This is a genomic window from Lewinella cohaerens DSM 23179, from assembly GCF_000379805.1.
GTDB lineage: Bacteria > Bacteroidota > Bacteroidia > Chitinophagales > Saprospiraceae > Lewinella > Lewinella cohaerens.
Genome location: NZ_KB903619.1, coordinates 13,610 through 35,819 on the forward strand (window position 1 = coordinate 13,610; position 22,210 = coordinate 35,819).

18 protein-coding genes are annotated in these 22,210 nt (G+C 43.9%); 9 read left to right on the plus strand and 9 right to left on the minus strand.

Going from position 1 to position 22,210, the window contains the following annotated elements:
• Nucleotides 1–16 precede the first annotated feature (16 nt).
• Entirely contained in the window at nucleotides 17–2,332 is a 2,316-nt protein-coding gene (locus A3EU_RS0127980; RefSeq protein ID WP_020539495.1) for a T9SS type A sorting domain-containing protein, read from the plus strand.
• 56 nt (nucleotides 2,333–2,388) lie between these two features.
• On the opposite strand, the gene A3EU_RS33410 is transcribed toward A3EU_RS0127980, so the two are convergent.
• The 4 genes from A3EU_RS33410 to A3EU_RS0128000 all read right to left on the minus strand — a co-directional run bounded on the left by A3EU_RS33410 (nucleotide 2,389) and on the right by A3EU_RS0128000 (nucleotide 8,945).
• Entirely contained in the window at nucleotides 2,389–5,016 is a 2,628-nt protein-coding gene (locus A3EU_RS33410) for a T9SS type A sorting domain-containing protein (RefSeq protein WP_083937612.1), read from the minus strand.
• A 143-nt stretch (nucleotides 5,017–5,159) separates the two neighbouring features.
• On the minus strand, nucleotides 5,160–5,594 hold the full coding sequence (locus tag A3EU_RS0127990) for a DUF2541 family protein (RefSeq protein ID WP_020539497.1): 435 nt from the start codon (nucleotides 5,592–5,594) through the stop codon (nucleotides 5,160–5,162).
• Between the two features lie 132 nt (nucleotides 5,595–5,726).
• A complete protein-coding gene (locus tag A3EU_RS0127995; RefSeq protein WP_020539498.1) occupies nucleotides 5,727–6,848 on the minus strand; it encodes a glycosyltransferase family 4 protein in 1,122 nt (373 codons plus the stop codon).
• Between the two features lie 90 nt (nucleotides 6,849–6,938).
• Entirely contained in the window at nucleotides 6,939–8,945 is a 2,007-nt protein-coding gene (locus tag A3EU_RS0128000) for a glycosyltransferase (protein ID WP_020539499.1), read from the minus strand.
• 36 nt (nucleotides 8,946–8,981) lie between these two features.
• Here A3EU_RS0128000 and A3EU_RS0128005 point away from each other — a divergent pair, with 36 nt between their 5' ends.
• Genes A3EU_RS0128005 through A3EU_RS0128020 form a run of 4 tightly spaced genes read left to right on the plus strand, consistent with a single transcriptional unit; the run spans nucleotide 8,982 to nucleotide 12,137 of the window.
• On the plus strand, nucleotides 8,982–9,677 hold the full coding sequence (locus A3EU_RS0128005; RefSeq protein WP_020539500.1) for a sulfotransferase family 2 domain-containing protein: 696 nt from the start codon (nucleotides 8,982–8,984) through the stop codon (nucleotides 9,675–9,677).
• A 3-nt stretch (nucleotides 9,678–9,680) separates the two neighbouring features.
• A complete protein-coding gene (locus A3EU_RS33415; RefSeq protein ID WP_020539501.1) occupies nucleotides 9,681–10,466 on the plus strand; it encodes a sulfotransferase in 786 nt (261 codons plus the stop codon).
• Nucleotides 10,467–10,468: 2 nt separating this feature from the next.
• Nucleotides 10,469–11,494 (plus strand): glycosyltransferase family protein, encoded by a 1,026-nt coding sequence (locus tag A3EU_RS0128015; protein ID WP_020539502.1) that lies wholly within the window; start codon nucleotides 10,469–10,471, stop codon nucleotides 11,492–11,494.
• Nucleotide 11,495: 1 nt separating this feature from the next.
• A complete protein-coding gene (locus tag A3EU_RS0128020; protein ID WP_020539503.1) occupies nucleotides 11,496–12,137 on the plus strand; it encodes a sulfotransferase family 2 domain-containing protein in 642 nt (213 codons plus the stop codon).
• A 3-nt stretch (nucleotides 12,138–12,140) separates the two neighbouring features.
• On the opposite strand, the gene A3EU_RS0128025 is transcribed toward A3EU_RS0128020, so the two are convergent.
• Together A3EU_RS0128025 and A3EU_RS0128030 are read right to left on the minus strand one after the other, a co-directional pair.
• Complete coding sequence (locus tag A3EU_RS0128025; RefSeq protein WP_020539504.1) at nucleotides 12,141–12,947, minus strand: sulfotransferase; 807 nt, start codon at nucleotides 12,945–12,947, stop codon at nucleotides 12,141–12,143.
• On the minus strand, nucleotides 12,937–13,821 hold the full coding sequence (locus tag A3EU_RS0128030) for a sulfotransferase (protein ID WP_044087355.1): 885 nt from the start codon (nucleotides 13,819–13,821) through the stop codon (nucleotides 12,937–12,939). Before A3EU_RS0128030 ends, A3EU_RS0128025 begins: the two co-directional genes overlap by 11 nt.
• 98 nt (nucleotides 13,822–13,919) lie before the next feature.
• Between A3EU_RS0128030 and A3EU_RS0128035 the strand changes: the two genes are divergently transcribed.
• The 3 genes from A3EU_RS0128035 to A3EU_RS0128045 are packed head-to-tail and all read left to right on the plus strand — an operon-like array spanning nucleotide 13,920 to nucleotide 18,751.
• On the plus strand, nucleotides 13,920–16,466 hold the full coding sequence (locus tag A3EU_RS0128035) for an SGNH/GDSL hydrolase family protein (protein ID WP_020539506.1): 2,547 nt from the start codon (nucleotides 13,920–13,922) through the stop codon (nucleotides 16,464–16,466).
• 7 nt (nucleotides 16,467–16,473) lie between these two features.
• The gene (locus tag A3EU_RS0128040; protein ID WP_020539507.1) at nucleotides 16,474–17,385 is read left to right on the plus strand and encodes a hypothetical protein; all 912 of its coding nucleotides are present in this window, start codon (nucleotides 16,474–16,476) and stop codon (nucleotides 17,383–17,385) included.
• The gene (locus tag A3EU_RS0128045; protein ID WP_020539508.1) at nucleotides 17,378–18,751 is read left to right on the plus strand and encodes a sulfatase-like hydrolase/transferase; all 1,374 of its coding nucleotides are present in this window, start codon (nucleotides 17,378–17,380) and stop codon (nucleotides 18,749–18,751) included. The genes A3EU_RS0128040 and A3EU_RS0128045 overlap by 8 nt, the downstream gene beginning before the upstream one ends.
• Here the strand turns inward: A3EU_RS0128045 and A3EU_RS0128050 are convergent.
• From A3EU_RS0128050 to A3EU_RS0128060, 3 genes are read right to left on the minus strand one after another with little or no spacing between them, the layout of a single operon-like run.
• The gene (locus A3EU_RS0128050) at nucleotides 18,736–20,163 is read right to left on the minus strand and encodes an MBOAT family O-acyltransferase (protein WP_020539509.1); all 1,428 of its coding nucleotides are present in this window, start codon (nucleotides 20,161–20,163) and stop codon (nucleotides 18,736–18,738) included. The genes A3EU_RS0128045 and A3EU_RS0128050 overlap by 16 nt on opposite strands.
• Before the next feature lie 3 nt (nucleotides 20,164–20,166).
• Nucleotides 20,167–21,003 carry an ABC transporter ATP-binding protein gene (locus A3EU_RS32225; RefSeq protein ID WP_020539510.1) on the minus strand — a complete coding sequence of 279 codons (837 nt, stop codon included), beginning with the start codon at nucleotides 21,001–21,003 and terminating at the stop codon, nucleotides 20,167–20,169.
• Complete coding sequence (locus A3EU_RS0128060; protein ID WP_044087357.1) at nucleotides 21,000–21,863, minus strand: ABC transporter permease; 864 nt, start codon at nucleotides 21,861–21,863, stop codon at nucleotides 21,000–21,002. The genes A3EU_RS32225 and A3EU_RS0128060 overlap by 4 nt, the downstream gene beginning before the upstream one ends.
• An 86-nt stretch (nucleotides 21,864–21,949) precedes the next feature.
• Between A3EU_RS0128060 and A3EU_RS0128065 the strand changes: the two genes are divergently transcribed.
• Nucleotides 21,950–22,198: an acyl carrier protein gene (locus A3EU_RS0128065; protein WP_020539512.1), complete on the plus strand. Its 249-nt coding sequence runs from the start codon at nucleotides 21,950–21,952 to the stop codon at nucleotides 22,196–22,198.
• Nucleotides 22,199–22,210: the final 12 nt, after the last annotated feature.

The window sequence follows — 22,210 nt, forward strand, 5'->3', positions numbered from 1 at the left end:
TGTTCAAAACATTAAGATGAAGTATTACCTGACTTTACTAATCACTTTTGCCTTCTGGAGTCTACATGCGCAATGCCCCTCTGGCGATGTCATTCTCATCAACCAGGCTGAGGTAGATGCCTTTGTGGCCACTTATCCTGAATGCACCGAAATCAACGGGTATTTGCAAATTGGAAGTTATGAAGAAAGTACGGACATTGCCGACATTTCCGGCCTAAGCAGCCTAACGAGTATTGCCGAAGGCCTTGACATTCTTTTCAATAATGGTCTAGTAGATTTAAACGGCCTACAGCACCTGACAACGATTGGCGGCCGCCTCTTTATTGCTTTCAACCCCATTTTGACCAACCTGGACAGCTTAGCGAATCTGCTTTCTCTTGGGGGAGGACTCAGTATTGAATCAAACAATACCTTGGCCGACATTAGTAGTCTGAATAATTTGACTTTTATTCTCGGACCACTTAGTATTGCCTCTAATGATGCGCTCACAAGTCTGGAAGGATTGGACAATGTAATCCATGTGGACGGCTTACTGAGCATTATGGATAATGATGGTTTGATAAGTATTTCCAACCTAGGAAATCTCACCTCGATCAATGGAACGCTAACGATTAGGTTCAATGCGGTACTGGCGAGCCTGAATGGCCTGGAGAATATTGATGCGACCAGTATTTCCGGACAAGGACTAGTTATCAGGTCTAATCCCCAACTTTCCGTTTGCGACATCCAAAGTGTCTGTAACTACATTGGGGTGGAAATGAACCCAGCTGATATTTCGGGCAACGCCGACGGTTGTGCTACCCGTACGGAAGTAGAGATGGCCTGCCCGGCTATGTGTCCGGAAGGAGATGTTGTGCTTCCTACTCAAGCGGAAGTAGATGCTTTCGTAGCTACTTATCCCAACTGTACAACGATCAACGGTGACCTACAGATTGGCCCTAATTCTGGATCATCGGACGTTACCGACCTCAGCGGATTATCGGTCATCACTGCTGTACATGGAGACTTGCATATTTTCTTGACATTAGGCCTGGCGAATTTAGAAGGTTTAGCGGGCATCCAATTCGTAAGTGGTTGGATACGGATTGAAGGTAACGCTGTCTTAGCAAATGTAGATGCTTTATCCGGCATTAACACGCTGGCTGGAGACTTGAGGATTGGCTACAATGAGTCCTTAACAAATTTGGACGGGCTGTCCAACCTTACTACTGTCGGGGGGAATCTGTTTATTACCAGTAATGCCGCCCTCACGAATTTGGATGGACTAACAAATATCACGGTGGTTGGTGACAATCTGGGGATCAACTCGAACGCAGCCTTAACCAATGTGCACGGACTATCCGCTGTAGATTCGGTAGCTGGTAATCTGGATATTTCGACCAACGCTATGCTTACGGATATCAGTGGCATTGCTGGCGTAACGTATATCGGTGAAGATTTGAAGATTACGGAGAATGATCTCTTAACGGAAATTACGGGTCCGTTTGCTATTGATTTCGTACCAAGAGACTTACTAGTTTTTTCCAATCCATTACTAACGAGCTTAAGTGGATTATCATCTATTACTGGAGTGGGAGAGAACCTGCGCATTAATAACAACTCCTCTTTACCTGCTTTGAGTGGTCTGGAAGGCATCAGTTCAGTGGGCCAAAGTCTAAATATTAACTCCAACGACAATTTAACCGATTTAACAGGCCTGTCCGGTATCACTTCTGTAGGTTCAAACCTCTATATCGGGTTAAATAATGCCTTAACCGATTTAAGTGGTCTGGAGAATATTACCACGGTAGGTCTAAACCTGAAGCTCTTCAACAACGAGGTCCTGACCAACCTAAATGGGCTATCGGGCATCACAACGTTGGGCGGAGAATTAAGCCTGTTTAGCAACGAAACGCTCACGGACATAAGCGGGCTGGAAAATATTGCCGCCAATACCATTACTTCCTTGGAGATTGTCTTCAATGATGAGCTTTCGGACTGCGCCGTTCAAAGTATCTGTGATTACTTGGCGGTAGCGGAAAATGAGGCTTCCTTTCTTAGTAATGCCCCTGGTTGCCAGATCCGTGCCCAAGTAGAAACAGCTTGTATTGTGCCGACTACTGAAATCTCTGCAACAGACATTGAACTATTCCCTAACCCCACCACAGGCCCCCTACAACTGCGCAATATCAATACTGAACGAGTAGAGGTATTCAATGCGCAGGGGAAGCAGGTTGCCAGCTACCGTACATCTGGGCAGGAATTGGACTTGAGCGGACTACCTGCCGGCGTGTATTACTTACAGCTTATTGAGGCAGATGGTGCGTATGTAGCGCGGGTAGTGAAGCAGTAAAAGAATAGGACACCAGGTGGCGGTAGCATTGATCCACCTGGTGTTACCAATACCTGCTAGGTTTTTATAACCTTTTTGCGAATTTTTCCTTCCGGGTGCATTAATTCGATTACGTAAGCGCCGCTTGGCAGTTCACTAACATTGATCTTGGTTTGTTTACTCTCGATTAGGCCGGAGTATACTTTGCGGCCATCGCTGCTATAGATGCTGTAGTTCGTAGCTTCTAAACCACTTGGTGTCTCAAGGAGTAGTAAGTCGCTTACAGGATTGGGGAATAGCATAATTTCGGTGTCAATCTGTTCCTCTACATCTACTATGGTAATATTGACACAGGCTGAAGTTTCCACGCAGCTACCTTGGGTGACGATGACTGCATATTCTCCACTGCTAGTCGGTGTAAATAGGGGAGTGGTCGCTCCTTCAATGGGGGCGCCACTAGTGCAATCAATCCATTGGAAGGTAGAATAGAGGCCATCGGTTTGCGCTTGGAGCGTATTCTCCAGAACTAGAACATCGATATTGACGGTACAGAAGGTAGTACAACTTGAGGTCGCTGTACACTCACCTTGGCTAATGATTACGGCATATTCGCCACTTTCTAGCGGGCTGAAGGCTGGGCTGGTTTCACCTGTAATTGTAGCTCCGGTGCTACAGTCTATCCACTGAAAAGTAGAGAATTCTGAATCGGCTAAAGATGTTAGGTTAGTACCTGTAACAACTAGGCTAGTATCTACAGCACAATAAGTGAAGCAAGGAGAAGTTTCCGTACATTCACCACGACGGATAATTACACCATACTCCCCACTCATAGGAGGGGTGAAAGTCGGAGAGGTTGCTCCCGCAATCCAGGATCCATTTGTGCAAGTGTACCATTGAAAGGTAGTGTTCATGGTATCAGCTACCGATTGTAGGCTACCGGCTTCGTTTATGATGACGGTTTCATCAATACCTTCTACGCACATGAGCCGGCATAGCGAAGTCACAGAGCAGTTCCCATCGGTTACAACAACTGCGTAGGAGCCATCTGCGGTAGGTTCATAGATGGATTCGGTAGCGCCTTCAATTGGGGTTTGATCATTGCAGTTGATCCATTGAAAGGTAGCAGTGGGGGAGTCTTCATCCGCAATTAGCAAATCTCCGAACCGGTCTACCCAATTATTGACGGGGCAGATGCTGATACATTCTGAAGTGTCTATACAAGCTCCATTCTGGACAATTACAGCGTAGTCACCGCCGAATTCTGGAGAATAAATAGCACTCTGCTCACCTTCTATAAAGGAGCCGTCGCTACAATCGATCCATTGATAGGTGGAGCTTGCTGCTACTTCTAAAGAGTGCAGACTTTGATCCTCGATTTCGACCTCGGTATTGACGCCACATGGGCCCAGTTTCACGACCCAAAAGTCATAGTCGCCGTGCTGACCCGTTACATCTCCGTTGTCCGACGCCGTGCGCCCGGCAATAATATATCCGTCATCAGGGGTCTGTTTGACAGAAAAGGAACGATCATCCTCGGTACCACCATACTCTTTTTGCCAATCAAGCTCCCCATCTGGATAGAGCTTCATGGTCAAAAAACGCTTATCACCGGCCGGTCCTATACAACCCGTGATGATGTAGCCACCATCAGTAGTCTCCCGAATACCACCAGCAATATCATACGAATATCCGCCGTAGTTATTTTCCCAATTGATGGTTCCATCCGCGTTTAGCTTAACAACCCATAAGTCGGTGCCGAGTGGATTTCCCTCCACGTCACCATCCGAGGATCTTGCTAAACCAGCTACCACGTAGCCACCATCGCTGGTTTGCCGTACGGAGTAACCCTCATCGAAATCTGTACCTCCTAAGGCTCTTTCNCATTCCAGTACTCCTTGATCTGATAGCTTTACCACCCAAGAGTCAAAGGAAAAGCTGGCGCCCCCATGAAAGCCACTTACGTCACCATCACTAGATCGGGTTCTGCCTGCTACGATACAACCTCCATCGGTGGTTTTGTCCAAAGAAAACGCTAGGTCATCGCGAGATCCACCAAAGTGATTCTCCCAGACAATATCGCCCGTAGGGGATAGTCGTATAACCCAGTAATCAACACCACCATAATTACCACTAACATCGCCATTGTTGGATTGCGAACCACCAGCCACGTAGTAGCCGCCATCGGCCGTCTGCTCAATGGCATAACCAAACTCACTGCCACTGCCTCCTAAGGTTTTTTCCCACTCAATACTTCCGCTTGAGCTCAACTTCAGCACCCAATAATCACTGAAGCCCTCAAGTTCGCTCACTTGCCCATCCTCCGAACCAGTATCGCCCATTACGACATAGCCACCGTCCATGGTTGGTAATACATCGCGGGCTGTTTCATGCTGACTTCCTCCGTATGTGGATTCCCAATCCAACTCACCATTAGCTGTTAGTTTAACCACCCAAAAGTCTCGCCAGTTAAAGTTATCGGAGATATCGCCATCTTCAGAGCGGGAACTACCAACGACGATATAACCGCCATCGGGACACAGCTCTACATCGTAGGCTATTTCTTCGGCGCTGCCGCCGAGGGCTATTTGCCATTCGATATTGGGCTGGGCATGGAGCGTGAATAGTATTGGAAGCATACTAAAAAGTAGGGTAGAGGAACGGAAGTAGAACATGCTGATTGTTTTGATACGCGAAGTTAATTGCATAAGGGAGATAAAGGTGAGCTATCAGTGGAAAAATAGCTGGATTGACTATTGATTTAAGCGCGAGAGTAGGGGGGAGAGGAGCACAAAAAAAATGGGCAAAGTGTAGCAGTACACTTCGCCCATTTTTATTAAAACTTTTTGTTTTAATGCTTTCCCCAAAGTTCTACACGTCCACGGCGATTGGCGCGGTTCTTGGTGTCATACCAGAATACAACTTTAGTAATAACTCTTCGGTTTCCGGGTAGATCCAAGTTTCGAGTAACCTGACCGGCACGTAAGTCTCCGCCGCTAAATTGGAATGATTCAGTAGTGCCATTGGCAAAATGAACTACACAGCGGTGGACGTTTATTGGAGCAATTTCTGCTTTCAAGCGAATGGAAGTAAATCGGCCTTCACGGGCAGTCACGAGAATCTCGTCACGATCTAATCCATAATTAACGCGTCGTTGGCCGAGTTTTTCCCAGCGAGGAGGATTCTCCAGGATTAAGCCGCTGGACACGCTATGGGCGTTAATTGTAGTGTTGAAGAAGAAGACTGTACAAATGATCAGTAAGCTGTTAGAGAAATAGGATTTCATGTTCTGTTTTTTGATGAAAAATCTGTGGTTAGATCAATCGTTAAGGTAACACGTTTAAAGGCAAAGCGTTAAAAAAGTGCTAAAATAATTGCCTATAATTTATATTATGTTAACTAAAGCTTGAAAAACGCCCTATTTTACTACTTCTAGCACTTTCTGCCAGAAATGAGCAGCACACTGCTCCCAGGAAAACTTTTGACTGTGCTGCTGATTTTTCAAGCTCCTGTCCTCGTTGTTGTAGAAAATTTCTTCCATACACCCTACAAGTGACGCAGCGTCATCAGTATCGAAAAAAAATGCAGCTCCCTCCCCTATTTCCTTTAGGCTGGAATTTTTTGCAGTGATGACATCTGTACCACAAGCTAGTGCCTCTACGATCGGCAAACCAAAACCCTCGTAACGTGAGGGATAAATAAGCGCTGTAGCGTGCGTGTACAAAATCGGCAAATCTGAGAAAGCAACAAAGCCCAATAATTTGATCTTATCCCTGTACGGATGCTCAGACAGCGCTTGTTGAAAACCAGCAGATTTCCAGCCCATTTGCCCTGCTATTACGAGTTCTACCTCTTGATTATTGTCGAAACAAAAAGTTTCAAATGAACTAAGGAGCAGCTCTAGGTTTTTCCTGGGCTCTATGGTGCCCACGTAAATAAAATAAGGCTTAGTAATCCCCAGTTCATTGATACGATTGGTGTTTTTTGTTGGCTTAAAAGCGGAATGTTTCCCTAAATAAAGGTGCTGAATTTTCTTTTCTGTAAAAGGAAAAAATTGAATTACATCCTGACTCGTATGCTGGGAATTGGTAAACACCCAGTCTGTTTTACGCAGAATACTTTTAAGAAAAATTTTCTGCAACAATTGGCTGTGCCACCGATGGTATTGCGGAAAGATTAAAGGCGTGAGATCGTGGATCATCGTAAGTCTTTTTATCCTGTGAGGTAGGTTAAAAGGACCAAAATGGGCAGGTTCAAAAACGGCAGCCACTCCCCTATTTCTTAGCAAAAATGGGATGATAAAGAACAAGCGAAACGAGGCAAAACCAATGGGTAACCTAATATTCGGTACAATAATTTGTTTTACATCAAGACTCGGGTCGCGCTTTTCACGGATCAGTAGCAGTTGGTCACCTCTACCTTGGTCTACCAGTGCTTGTATTAATTCTCGCGTAAATACGTGCACTCCAGCTTGCTGATTATCAAGAGGATCAGCAAGGATAGCTATAATTGGTTGTTGAGTAGAGGTACTTGTTTTCAAGGTGTTGTTGTTCAGAAATGATAATCAAAACGCTCAATGTCAACGTGATATAAGTCGTAAACCGTGTCTTTCAGTGAAATTTCATGTAAACTAAGCATCACCTGCGATAATTTTTTCGTAATAAAGGAGGGTTTTAAAAGCTGATTTTAGGAGCGAAAAAGTATTCGCCTTTTTCCATGCAGCTTCTACTAATTGTGCATGTAGCAGATCATCGGTAATCAGTTGGTACATCGCTGCTATAAGTTGTTCCTGATCATGGCTATTCACCGCTATGCCTCCATCACCAGCCACTTCCGGCATTGAGCTATTGTCTCCATAAATAACAGGTACTCCAGACTGCATAGCCTCNAATATTGGCAAACCAAAACCTTCATAGTGGGAAACGTAACACAGCCCCCGAGCGTGCGCATAAAACAGCGGCAAATCATCGTCATCAACGAAGCCTGTGAAATAAATGTCTTGTTGTCGGTAGATGTCTTCTTGTTCAAAGAGTTCATCCGTTAGCCAACCTTTTTTACCACAAATGTAGAGGTGTGTAGTACACTCAGGATAACGGCTTTTCATGGTTGCAAAAGACTGAATAAGATGAGCTATATTTTTTCGAGGTTCCACTGTCGATAAGCTCAGCAGATAATCTCCATGAGCAGGGAGCTTATATTTGCTTCTCAGCAGGCTGAAGTCTTTTTCTCTTTCCGTACGATTAAATCGGCCGCTTACGCCTTCATAGATGGTTGTTGTTTGCTTTTTCGTACCAGGGTAATGAGCTGCCAGGTCATGAGCGGTAGCCTGGGATATAGCGATATAATGGGCATTTTCAGCAACGGCCTGTTGCATTCCTTGCTCGGCCAAGCGAATATTTTCTTTGGTATGAAACTCAGGTAGAATACAGTGGGTTAGGTCGTGTACGGTTACGACCTTAGCGATATTGAAGTTTTTAACTTTATAGAAGTGTTGGGGTAAGGGAATGTGCAATAAATCGTATTCACTGATGCGTCGATGGAAGTCAGCATCTTTACGAAGCATTGAAGCAGAAACAGCCTTGGTTCGAAATCCTGCCAATAACCTGCGGAATGGTCCTTTGCGATATGCTTCACTAAGCGGTTTGTAAATTGATCTTGGTAATATTTGTTTGATACCGGACTTTATCCCTAGCAATACCTTTTCGTAATTGCGTAAGGTCTCTATCTGAGCTACTTTTTCTGCGAAAGGAGCAAACAAATTATCTAACTTCAACGCTGCAAGCGATTTTATTTCGCCTTCAAACAATAGGTCGATTTTCCAGTCAGTTTGCACCTCTTGAAATACATACAAATGATGCAACAAGTCGAGTAAATAGCGCTTAACACCATCGTTATCCTGTGTGAAAACCTTACTTATTTCAATCAGCACTTTTTTGAGTGGGCGCTCAGTAGCGGGTGGCAGTTGATAATCGGTGTAGCCCGATTCCAGCATCGCATTGCGGTGCAAATCCCAAAATAAGCGGTGAATCTCCGCAGGCATCTCTTCTTGCCAACTTCCTTTTCTTCCTTTGCGGAAATTTTTGACTGCAAAATTATCAACGCTGCTCTTTCCTTGTCCTGATCCGTAGGCTGGTTGTCCAAATTTTAAATCCTGAAAACTAGGTAGTTTGTCCCTCTCTGGTGTAGATAACTCTATTACATCTCGAAGGCGTTCTGTCTCTTTTACAGGATCGACAATCAAGTCTTCGTATTTGATGACGACATCAGCTTTAGGTAGCCAAGCCTGCACATTGCCCGACCACCCCCCGAAGTTACTATTGCCGAGTGCCAAGGTGGCCTCCAAGAGATTGTTGTAAAAATCAGTCCCGGGTTCTACCAGGTCTTTACGATGATGCGCCAATGAAACGAGTGCATCACGCCCATCACGTACGATGTATACCACTTTGAGATCTTGCATCTCTAGTGGCAATTCCTCTGGTAAAAGATGGGTTTTTATCACCGGAAAATTCTGCCAATTATCCTCCAGCTCACGTAAAGCTTCGCGATGAAAGGTGCTGGACTCTAAACCATAGAGCTCAAAAAGCAAGTTGCGAAAATAGGTATTACCCGACCTTGGAAAAGAGACTAAAGCAATCATGCCACAAGATAATTTTTAAAACAGTAATTTTACCTTATGAATTTCTTTTTCAATAGTGATGGGCGAATTACGCATAAGGTGAAATTGGTTTCCGTACATATTCCCAAGACGGCAGGTACCTCTTTTCGGAATACCTTGAAGGAAGTCTACGGAGCAGATCAAGTCATACGCCTGGATATTAATTTGGAAGACGAGGTCATCCGCGTCAATGAGCAGTTATGGAATGAAAAGAAGCTTTCGAAGGAGGTTGAAGTAGTGCACGGCCATTTTTCGCCCCATTTATTTGAAAAATATTTTCGTACCTCCCCTGCCCTATTCATAACTTGGCTCCGTGACCCTGTAGAACGGGTTATCTCCAATTATTACTACTTGGAAAAACGTTTAAAGGAAGAGTTGCAAGAGGAAAAAAAAGGCTTGAATATCTTGAGTAAGATGCAACGCAGCCTCTCTGAGTACGTTACCGATCCCCTCAATCAAAACCGGATAGCAAAGTTTCTACAAGGCAGGTCGCTTGATGATTTTGCTTTTGTTGGTATTCAGGAATACTATGCAGATGACCTACAGCAGCTGGGGCGTATCCTCTCCTGGAGAGAGGTACCTTACTACCATCATAATGCAACGGGGAAAAGCCGAACAGTCGGTGATGCGCTCCGTGAGGAAATTATTCGCTGCAATCAGGAAGATGTAGCTTTGTACGAACATGCTTTGTCTTTACGAGAAAAACGCTGCTGATCTATGGTAGAGCCCTACCCTACTTTCGCTGATGTCCATACTTTTTTGCTCTTTGTGGGTTACCCTCGAAGCGGTCACTCACTGGTGGGCGCATTACTCAACGCTCATCCGCAAGCGATCGTTGCACACGAATTAGATGCGGTAGCAAGGATCAACGCTCAAGTCGAACGCGACCAACTTTTTAAAGATATTGTAGATAGAGATGCCGAATTTAAAGACGCGGGTAGTCAATGGATGGGATATTCTTATGAGGTAGCACCTACCCTACCAGGACAGCAAAATAAACTTACTCATATTGGTGATAAACGTGGTGGTACTACCTCCAAGCATCTCTCGGAAAGTTGGCAAGCCTTGGAAGCTATTACTAATTGGGGAATACAACTAAAAATCCTTCACGTAGTAAGAAATCCCTATGATTGTATTTCTACGGCAATTAAAAAAAGGGAAGCAAAACAAGGGCGGGTTTTTCAGTCGCGTGATGTTATTCGAAAGATGGATCATTTTATCGAAAAAGCTACGGTCATTGACCAATTGATCAAGTCGGAAAAATACGACATCTATACTTTGAGATTGGAGAACCTTATTACCAATACAGAAAATGAACTAAACCAGCTTTTACACTTCGTAGCATTACCGATAAATGACGAGTATCTAGCTAATTGTAAGCAATTGGTTTGGGACACGCCCAGTCAACCCCGTTTTGCAAGCCCCCACTGGTCTGCCGCACACAAAACCTACCTACGACAAAAAATGGGTGCTTTTTCTTTTTTTCAAGACTACTCCTTCTAACTATGACCTCACAAAAAAGACGTGTATTATTCCACCGTTCTTGGACCAAATACAATGGTGGCACCAGTGGAGGGCAACTGAAGGTAAGGGATGCTTACGAACACCTTTTGTCTTCTGAAAACTATGCTCCTGCGCTTTACTATGGAGAAGAAACGGTTTGGTTTGATAATCCTGGAAATTTCTGGCTTCGTTATCGAAATGAAGGGCTTGCTGACTGGGAAATTGACGAAAAAGATATTCTTTTTTTTGCTGGTAAGGATTGGAAGGTTCTTGATGAAAAAACGGCAAAAAATCCACCCGTTCCCATCGTAAATATCGCTCAACCCCGGCATACTCGGCCGGAAGACCCTCGCTACGATTATTTGCAATATCCCGCCATCCGGATAGCTAAAAGCTCTGTAGGAAAACAAATATTGGAAGATTTTGGTGTCAACGGCCCCGTATTTTTAATTCCGGACGCTATTGATTTTAAATTACTGCCCGATCCAAATCCTCAGCCTGAATATGATTTACTCATTGTAGGCTTGAAAAACGCTCCCCTCGCCGAGCAGTTGTACAAACGCTTGCAAAACCGCAACCGCTGGCGACGTAATAAATGGAAAATAAAAGTACAGCTTCCTCCCAAGTTACCTACCCGACAAGACTTTCTAAAGCTGGTGAACAGTGCTAAAGCGGTTGTTTTCTTGCCCTTGGATGCAGAACGTGGTGCGGAGGGCTTTTACCTACCTGCATTAGAGGCAATGGTGATGGAGAAGCTGGTGGTTTGTCCCTACGCAGTGGGCAATATCGACTTTTGTTTACCTAATAAAACCTGTTTACAACCTGCCTATGAACCAGATGCTTTATTCCAGGCAGCACTTACTGCTTTAAAGCTGAACGAAGGAGCCCGACAAGGTTTTATCCAAGCTGGTAAGGAAATCAGCAAACGACACGACCTCCCCCAGGAACGCGAGGCGATATTAGGGCTATTGGATCGTGTGGATGAGATTTGGGCGGACGACACCTTGTTCTCCTCTAAAAAACAATAACATGGTCATCAACCATCGGCACCGTTTTTGTTACTTCGCTATTCCCCGTACGGGTTCACAAGCTACTACGAAACTATTAGTAGAGGAATTTGGTAGCGAAGTTATCTTGAAGATGCACATGAGCTATGACGAGTTTCAGCAGCAGGCTACCGAGGAGGAAAAGGCTTATTTTACTTTTTGCGCAGTACGCAATCCACTTGATTCACTGGTAAGTAGCTACTTTAAGAAAAAGAACGATCATAATGGTCGGTTTTCCAGAGGGACATTCTTGCGTACGGGGAAATCAATAGCTGAGCGTGCTATGAATGAGTATCGATTTATTACTGAAAACGATGCTACATTTGCAGAATATTTCCAGCACTTTTATACTGAACCTTATCATATTCCTCGACACGAAAGCACGGTAAGTCAAGTAGACTTTGTGATGCATTTTGAACGGCTTCAGATTGATATTAATTTGGTTCTGGAAGAACTGAACCTCTCTCCTAGCCTACTTCCTACTCACAATACTACCCAAGAGCGTTCCTCTGTTTTTTTAGAATATTACACACCAGCAATCATACCTCAGGCAGTGGCCGTCACCAAGGATATCATGAAGGCTTGGGGCTATGATTTTCCAATATCATGGCGAGCGTATCTTTAAGCACTAATAAGCAAAAATATCATCGAGGGTATAGTGCCCTGCAAAAGCACTGCTTACTTTAGCCAGGTGGTTTTTGATATCTCGAATTAATTCCAAACTGTAGAGTGGATTTTTGTTTTTGCTACGCAAAGCATGTTCGTGATTTTCCGCAGCAGGAATGATGTTCTTCAGGGATTTTCCCTGAGAGGCAATCAGGTCTTCGTAATAAAGGAATTGGCTGTTTTCCAAGGAGTCGTAACAGTTGTACATTTCTACTAAAAGGGCTACCTGCCGTTCTATCAGGTCTGGCAAGCGTTCAAGAGAATGATATAGTTCAGGGTTCAGCGTCTTCAATACCCTGAGGTTTCCCTGCGCTACGGGAGCCTGGATGGTATTCCAGGAAGCGATGGTCGCTACTGGATGCCGCAAGAGAACAAAGACGGGAAAATGGTTGCTCAGCTCGGGAAGTAAAAACGTAAAATGCCCATTCTGCTTAATTACTAGTTTAAAATCAGGGCTAAACGACTTTTCAAAATGGAGGGTTCCTTTGCGGACAACGCTACTCCGTTCAGAAGTGCTGTCATCGGCAAAGGGATTGAGAGGAATGCTTCCTCCTTTTATCTTTGAGAGTGCAGTCCCGGTTTCCAAAATGCTGGTGCGCATACGGACGAAAAAACGTTGTGTTTCTTCCAGTGCAGTCACTGGATCAGGGAACATTTTCAAGTTCATTGGCTCGTGCAGTGCTGCGGTATTTGGTAATTCGTTCAACAAACTACAGGCTAGTGTTGTACCCGATCGTGGAGGGCCAGTCAGTATAATATCATTGTTCATAATCAGCCTGCATTTTTTGTGCCAAATCCTTCACAGATGATCGATCATAAAAAGCCCAGTAAGCACCCTCGGAATGGAGTAATCGCTCTGCTAGTCGGGATAAATCCGTTGCTTTATACAACTTGTTGGCATTGCGACTTTCGAGTGCTGGAAAAGAGAAATCACTATCATGATCGACGATTCGTCCGAGCGTTTTAGCAGGTGAAGCAATGAGTTCTTCATAGCGGACAATATGTCTTTCCGCTAACTGTTGGTATTGTTCAAAGTACCAGGAGAGTATAAATAACTGGCGGGTCAGCAAATCTTCCGAATGCTCATTGAGTTGAGCATGAAAGCTTGGATTTAGACGGGCTGATTTAGCAACTTTTCCTCGGGACACCGGTACATTAACGGAGTGCCAAGATGCTAATATGGCCAGCGGATTACGAATAACGGTATAGGTCAAGTAATGGTTCTGCAAAGCAGGTAGAATCAGTGTAAACTCCGCACAATGTTTCATCAGCAAGGTGAAATCAGGGGATAAGGATTTATTAAAGACCACCTTGCTTCTGGTCACAAGCCTTGAACGATCTTCAGGGTTGTCCTCTGCGAAAGCATTGTCTACGATCTTTCCATTACGGGTTCTGGCTAGTGCTGATTGCTCAAAATAAAGGCTGCGGCGAAATTGGCGAAAATGATCAGCAATAGCTGCCTGTGCTTTTTGGGGCGAAGGAAAAAACTGGCGATCAATGGGCTCATTTAACGCAACCATATTGGGCAGTTCGCACAAAAGCCGGCAGATAAGAGTAGTGCCGGAACGCGGAACGCCCGTAAGGATAATGTTGCTGCCTTGCTTGGCATTACGGGCGAAGGAAATAGCTTTTAGAAAGTTCACACGCAATTACTTGGTACTTGGCAAAGGTACAAACAATAGTAGTCGTCTAAAACGAATATAAAAAAGGCTCTATATTGCAACTCATAAAGATAATCTCCATGTCCTTGTTTCTTTTTTCTGCTGATAATAACCAAACGGCTAATAGCCAGGTCACCCGATTAGACTTCTTTAAAATATTGGGGGCATTACTGGGGCTTTGTACGTTTGTCTATCTTTTTAGGATTGAAGAGAACCTTGAACTCTTTACTATACTTTCTTTGGCGATAGCTGGATTTCTCTTGCACCAACTTGTACCACTAAAGGTTCGTTTATGGATTCCTCTGGGCGCTTTTTTTGGAGGCATATTCCTACTATTCAGCCCTTGGCAAGCGGGGATCATCTCCTCCTTAAGTTTGGTGCTGTTTTTAATTGTTGACTGGTCGATAAGTACTCGTACTAAGACCATTCTCTTGCTGATAATGGCTATGCTTTTGGCTGCTTGTCGCCTTAAATGGTTACCCCTCCTTCAAGATGATATTGTTCTTTCAGTGGTAGGGGCACTTTTTATGTTTCGGTCTATTCTTTACGTTCACGAAGAGCGGTTTCTTAAGCAGCGCCCTACCCTACTGCTTCGATTGAACTATTTCTTTCTGTTGCCGAATTTGATTTTTCTCATTTTTCCTGTTGTTGATTACAAAACCTTTGTTCAAAATTATTATACCAAACCAGCCTACGAGAACTACCGTAAAGGCGTAATTTGGATGATGAATGGTGTGCTTCATTTCTTTTTATACCGTATCATATACTATTATCTCGTACCTAACCCAATCGAAATAGAAGGGATCTTCGGTTGGTTACAGTTCTTAGTTGCTTCCTATGCACTAATTGTCAGGCTAGCAGGCATATTCCACTTTTCAGTAGGTGTCATTTGTCTATTTGGTTTTGACTTGCCTCCTCCTTTTCGTCATTACTTCTTCGCTGATAGCTTTAGTGATCTTTGGCGTAGGATCAATATCTACTGGCGGGACTTTGTGATGAAGGTATTTTACTACCCTATCTATTTCAAAGTCAAACATTTGGGGACGATGAAGGCCATTGGTATCAGTGTATTGCTAACTTTTGTTGTCAACTGGTTTTTGCATGCTTACCAATGGTTATGGGTTCAGGGGACGGTCTTATTTACCTTGCAGGACATTAGTTTTTGGGGTGTTTTCGGTATTGCTGTCGCTGCAAATTCACTCTATCTGGCTCGCTATCGCCGCAAGCGGGTATCGAATCAAAGCTTCTCTTGGCCAACAGCAATAAAGCACGTATTGCGTGTAATGGGTATCTTCAGCTTCATGGCTTTTCTTTGGTCATGGTGGACAGCTCCTTCTCCTGCACAGTGGTGGGGTTTCATGCAAGTGTGGAACACGGCGACAGTCATTGACCTTGGCTATTTAGTCTTATTGCTTACTGGTATTTTGGGATTGGGCTTAATGATTTACTACTGGGATTGGAAAAGTAAACAGTCTGCGATCCACTGGCGCTACAATTTAGAGGGGCAGCTATGGGGAGCAACGATCATGGCTTTTGCTTTAGCATTCCTTACTTGGACGCCATTAAAAAAACAGCTGGAGCAAAAACTGGCAGTTGATTTAGGCCCCATCCTTAGCACCCAACTCAATGCGATGGATCTGGATGCTCGATTTCAAGGATACTACGAAACTATGCTCGACCAGCAACAACTATTGGATACCCCACTTGATCAGGTGAATAAAGAAATCACGCGTACCTGGAAGCGTTTACATGAACTAAATGCATTCCATCGGCATGAAACCGTATTAGCAAAAACACTACTCCCTAATCTCAACTTGACCTATAAGGATTTACCCTTTGAGACCAATAGCTTTGGACTACGTGATTATCCTACCGATACTTTGGTCCCAGAAGGCACCTTGCGAGTAGCCTTACTGGGCGGGTCCATTGAGATGGGAAGTGGGGTATTACTTCAAGAGACTTTCGAGAACCAATTAACGACTTTGCTCAACAAAGAGCAACTCTTTGCGCCATTTGATAGTGTGGATATTCTTAACTTTGGAGTAGCAGCTACTCACCTTCCTCAGCATCTGGCTCGAACAGTGAAAATTGTTCCGCAATTTCATCCTGATGTGATTATCTATACTGCTCACCCTGATGAGTTACGGCGGATAATGGGAAATATTTATCAAATGTATGCTGCTTCTGTAGAGTGGGAGTATCCCTACTGGAAGAGGCTGTCTCAAGAATTGAACTTATCACGGAATATAGATCAGGCTACTTTTATCCGCAAACTTAAACCCCAGATGCCAGAACTCATCCGTTGGGGCTATAAGACCTTGAAAGACGAGATAGAGCAACAAGGTGCCACCCCCGTATGGCTTTTCTTACCCACGTTTGACGGTCGACAAACGCCAGTGCAAGACGATAAACTAGTTCACCTGGCAGAAGAGTTAGGGTTTGAAGTGATCGATCTTCGTAATTATTACAAGGGATATGAAACCGAAGAATTGGTCTTGGCGAGCTGGGATGCACATCCCAATAAATTGGCTCATGAGTTGATAGCAAAACAGCTCTTCAGAGAGCTGCAACAAGATCCGAATTTGCGGCAACGAATAATCGACCAAGCTCGAACCAAAAGCAACTAGCCATCTAATGAAGCGGTTTATTCTCAAATTGGTACTGTTTTGCCTCCTGGTCATTACGCCCTACTTTTACTTGCAATACACCTTGATGAAAGCGCACGACCCCTTCTATTGGAAAGCAACTGGAAAAGCGGATCACTTGGTACTGGGAGGTTCCCGCGCTTTGAAAGGAGTTTTCCCTCATGTTATTAGTAAAGAATTACAACTAGAGGGCGAAATGCTGAATTTTGCCTTCACCGGTGTGCTTTCTCCTTATGGTGATAAATACTTCAGCGCGATAAAGAGAAAGCTGAAGCCAGCTACTGAGAATGGCATCTTTATTCTATCAGTAAGCCCTGGTAGCATCATGGATTTCTCCGATGCGATAGATGCGCGGGAGAATAATTTTCGATTCTATAAATTGTGGGGAATGAACCAGCACCCAAATATTGAATACGTGCTTCGGCACCCTAGGTCAGGAAGCGCATTGCTGGTAGAATGGTTGTCTGAAGAAAGGGAAGCAAAAAATAATGTGAACCGGGTTTTTCAGAACGGAGCAAATGGAACCTATCTACCAGAAGATTTTAAACCCAAGTCACGAGCAGTGGTAATGCACTACGACATGGAGAAATCTCCGGTAAGGGAAGCGAGCCTAGCCGCTTTGATCCGTTTTTTAAGTGAACGGGGACACGTATTCTTAGTTCGAGTACCCGTTAGCCATCAAATACGAGAAGAGGAAAATTTAATTTATCCTTTTTTTGATGAAGCAATGAGTAGATTGTGTCATCAAAAAAAGGATATTTGGTACTTCGATTATACTGATAGCATACAACAGAACACTTACCGATTTTCTGATGGGTATCACCACCTAGAGGGCAACAGTTCTGATAAATTCAGCCGGGCACTGGCAAAGGATATTAAAAAAGCATTACAAAATGACTAAGAATAATTATTTTACGGGGATGGTTCTTATTGTGTTTTTATATGTTTTAAGTGCCTGCCAGCCGGAAAATCGCCCTTCTCCAGAACGTGCGAAGGATGCTCGTCCAAGTATCTTGTTTATTGTTGCCGATGATCTTGGTAAAGATGTTCTCCGTGCTTATAATCCTGCTGCCGCTGCTACACCACACCTTGATTTTTGGGCAAATCATGGGCGGAAATTCAACAATTTTTACGTTACCAGTCCTGTTTGTTCCCCCAGTCGTGCCAGTATGCTTACTGGCTATGCTTCGGACATGAATGATGTTGATAAAATACTTAAACCATCATTGGCCGGACAACAACCAGAACTGGCAAGCAATTTACCTACGATTGCTTCGACCCTCAAAACTAGTGGTTATGTCACTGCACTCATCGGAAAGTGGCACCTGGGCTATCGCCCGGAAAACCATCCACGCCAGCGAGGATTCGATCTCTTCAAAGGTTTTCTTGCCGGCCATATTGATTATATCAGTCATGTTGATAGCCAAGGTGAATTCGGACTCATGGATGGTGAGGAAGCATGGATACCTGAAGAGAGGAAGCATTTGACACAACTACTGACTGATGAGGCGATAACATTCATCCAGCAATCAGATAGAGCGGAACCTTATTTTTTAATGCTTTCTTACGCTACTCCCCATCGCCCCTACCTGCTTCCTGGCGAGGAAGCTATATTTCCTGGCAAATCAGAACGTGATAAGGATCAAGCGGAGCGCTATACAGCAATGGTGCAATTACTTGACGAGGAAATTGGCCGTTTACAAGCGGTGCTTGAAGCAAGGAACGAAAACACCTTAGTGGTTTTTATTTCGGATAATGGCGCAGCAATAAATGCACCAACGAAGGAGGAACGTTTTAAAGGCAAGTCCACCTTGTTTGAAGGCGGTATTAATGTTCCGGCTTTTCTTTACTGGCCAGGGAAAATTGCGGCCACCTCGTCCAGCGAGTTCTTCTCTGCGCTTGACCTCTACCCTACTTTTTCCGAAATTGCTGGTGCGCAGATGGATTCCTCTTTTGTTTATAAGAATTTCACGCTAACAGATAGTTGCAGTGGTCATGAAGCATTGATATGGTCGTTTCACGGCGTTCAAGCCGTTAGAAAAGGGTCGTGGAAGGCTATTTTTATTCCCAATAATGACTCCAAAATAACCCAACGGCACTTCAACTTTACTTCCTTTAGTAAACACGAGGAATTAGCAGCTTCGTTTGATGGGTACTATCCGCTATTGTTCAATCTGGCAGCCGACCCTGGAGAGTCCAACGATGTAGCCTTGGAGGAAAAGACAAAACTACAGGAACTACGGGAGATTTATCAAAACTCAAAGTAGATGAATTTGACATCCTCAGGTATTCTTAAAAACCAAATGGCCAAACCCATCAATAAATAGATCGCCCACCTCCCAACGGACGATTTAAGGTTTAACAGTTCCAGCGGTTCCACTCGCCGCCGAGCGTATTCAAACAATACACTGCATACCAAGACGATCCAGAGCAATTGAAAGTCCAGGGCTTTCAGGCCTGGGTTAAGGGAAGGGCTGGAAGTCTTGAAAATTTCGCCGAGAAGTACCCAGGCATCCTGTACAGATGATGATCTGAAGAAGATGTTTGCTAAGGTAAAAGCGTTAAAAAACAGGATAAAACCCAATGCTTTTTGAAAAATTTGCCCAAAGTGCTGACCTATTTTAATAGAAATTCCGCCCAGTTGTCGTTCTGCAATCATATAAAGACCGTGCAGACTTCCCCAAATAATGTAAGTCCAGTTGGCACCGTGCCATAGCCCCACTAGAAAGAATATGTAAAAGGGGCCTATTGCCAGGTTGGCCAGCTGTTTTTCATTTAAAGCCAGTGGGCGATATACATAATCTCTGATCCAGGTAGTAAGTGTAATGTGCCAACCCTGCCAAAAACGGCGAAAAGAAGAACTCAGCAAAATCAATGGATCGAAATTCTTGGATAGCTTAATACCAAGAATACGTGCAGTGCCAACGGCCATGTCCTGATAGGCTGTAAAGTCATAGTAGATTTGGAAAAAGAAAAGATAGCCTCCTATCAATACTACCCAGCCCTGGTACTCTCCAGGAGTACTAAAAACAGCCGCTACAAACAGTCCAATACGATCTGCGACGACCAGCTTCTTGAATAGCCCCCATAAAAAAAGGCGCAAGCCTTCCGTGATGCGTTGGATATCGAAAGAATAGTCGAAATGCAACTGTGGCAAAAGGTCAACCGCTCTCTCAATTGGGCCTGCAACCAACTGCGGAAAGAAGGCTACGTAAATCGCAAATTTCCCCAGATGCCGTACCGGTTTGGTGTGTTTTCTGTAAACATCGATGGTGTAGCCCAGGGTCTGAAAGGTATAGAAAGAAATTCCGATAGGTAACAGAAAGTCAAGTAAATAGGGGTCGAAATCTGGGTGTTGCCATCGCATAACCCAGGCAAATTGCTCCGCAAAGAAATTATAGTACTTGAAGGTAATGAGTAGGCCGAGATTAATGGCAATACTTACACCCAGCCAGATCTTCCGCCGAAATAAATCGACGGTTTGGTGAATCTTATGAGAGACTAGATAGTCCGTGAGGGTCGATACCCAAAGCAAAACAATGTACCAGGGGTTCCAGAACAAATAGAAACCGTAGCTACTCAACAGTACCCAAATCCACCGCCGGTCTTTAGGCAGCAAGAAGTAAATGCCTACGACTATCGGAAATAGTACCAGAAAGTCAAAAGACTGAAATAGCATAATTTAAAAATCATAATGGGTGACAGCAGCCAATTTGGCTGCTTTTTTTTCGGGGGTAAGTGTGCGGAGGCAATTCTCAATGTAAAACTGAAGTGCTTTTCTTATTTCTTGAGAATTATAGATTATTTCTCCTTCATCCATCACGATTACTCGTGTAGCTATTTTCAGTACCTTACGAACATTATTGGAAACAAAGAGCACCCCTTTACCGCCATCTTTTACATAATCTTTTAGATGGTCAAAACATTTGGCTTTAAAAACCGAATCCCCAACAGCCAGTGCTTCGTCAATGATAAAAACATCAGGTCTGGTAGCTACTGCGATAGCGTAAGCTAGGCGGGCAGCCATTCCAGAGGAGTAATTGCCGAATGGTCGATCCAGTCGATCTCCTAATTCACAAAAGTCTTCAATAAAAGACATCTGATTATCTATCTCCTCCTTGCTCATACCATACAAAGATCCCTTCAGGTAGATATTTTCTCGACCAGTATATAAAGGTTCCATGCCTGACTTGAGGGCAAAAATACTGGTTGTTTTTTGGCCCGGCCTAGCAAGAATCTCCCCAGAGTTGAGGTTGTAAATTCCCGAAATAATCCTCATAAGCGTCGTCTTACCTGATCCATTAGCACCCACGACACCTAATATCTCTCCCTCCCGGAGATCGAATGAAGCATCTTTGATTGCCCAGAATTCCTTTTCACGTAACTGCATATAATTACGGTGGTTGCTCAGGAGCATATCACGGATTCCGTAATACATGTTATAGCGAATATCCTTGGTGAACTTTTTATTCACATTACGGACAGACAGCAGTAGTGGTTGGTTGGTGAAATCTTTCATACGTTGATCAATCTTTCTACCAGTTGCTGTTCATGCTTGGTGAATGTGCGGAAGCCCAACAAAAACACGATTATACTTAATGTGCTGAATACCAAGTATAGGTTGAGGTTTGTAAAACCTCCATTAGTGAGTAAATCTCTACTGAAACCGATAAGGTAGGTAAGTGGGTTGAGGGCTACGATATCGCCCAGGAATTTTACCTCAACCTTAGGTGCGTAAATTATGGGAGTAAGGAACATCAGGAAATTCATCACTTTGTCGGCAATTTGAGCAAAGTCTACCGCAACTACTCGCATCAGTGCTACAAACAAGCCCAAACCTACCCCTAAGCAAAGTAATGGTAGCAAAGTTAATGGGAAAAGAATACTCCAGCTATGGAAAGAAACACCAAAGAACACTAGCACTACGAGGTTCAATACCAAAGGAATTACAAAATGAATGAGGTGAATAATGATTTTTTCAACGAGTAATACCTCATGAGGAAAATCTGTCGTCACCATCAATTGTTTTCCATTGATTAAAACATTACTACTCACTTGATAGGATTGCAGGAAAAAGCTCCAAATAGAAGTGCTAAGCAATACATAAGCAGGATAAGGGATGGAAGTTTCTCCCGGGTTCATGATCCCTGCCCCTTGAAGCAGCACCCAGGTTACTACGGCGAGCAGAGGAGTAATCAGCATCCACCACAACCCAATAAAGGAACGTTTGTAATCTCTGGTAATACTGGTCTTCACCATCTGGCGAATTAAGAAGCGAAAGGTATATACCTTTTTTACTCGTCCCAACATTTGCTGCCAGGTGGATAGATGTTTCCACGAATTAATAGGAACCAATTTCTCGGGAGTCTCTGAATGCATTTCTAATTTTGCTGGCTTCACAAAAGTAGCTGAATTATGTGATCTTATCCTATCTTTGTGATTGTTGAATTAATCTATCCTTTACCATGAATGCTATTAGTGAAAAAATCAGTACGTATATTCAGGAAACCTTCATTGGCAATACGGAAGAGCATCTTGATGCAGACGCTCCTCTCTTGAGTAGTGGAATAATAGATTCTATTTCTGCCCTTGAGCTAGTCGATTTTCTTGAACAAAGCTTTGGCCTTGAGTTTTTACCCCACGAAGTAGATCAAGAGAACCTGAATACCGTCAACCTGATAGAGGCTTTTGTTTTAGCAAAAAAAGCAGGTTGATCTTCTCTTCGA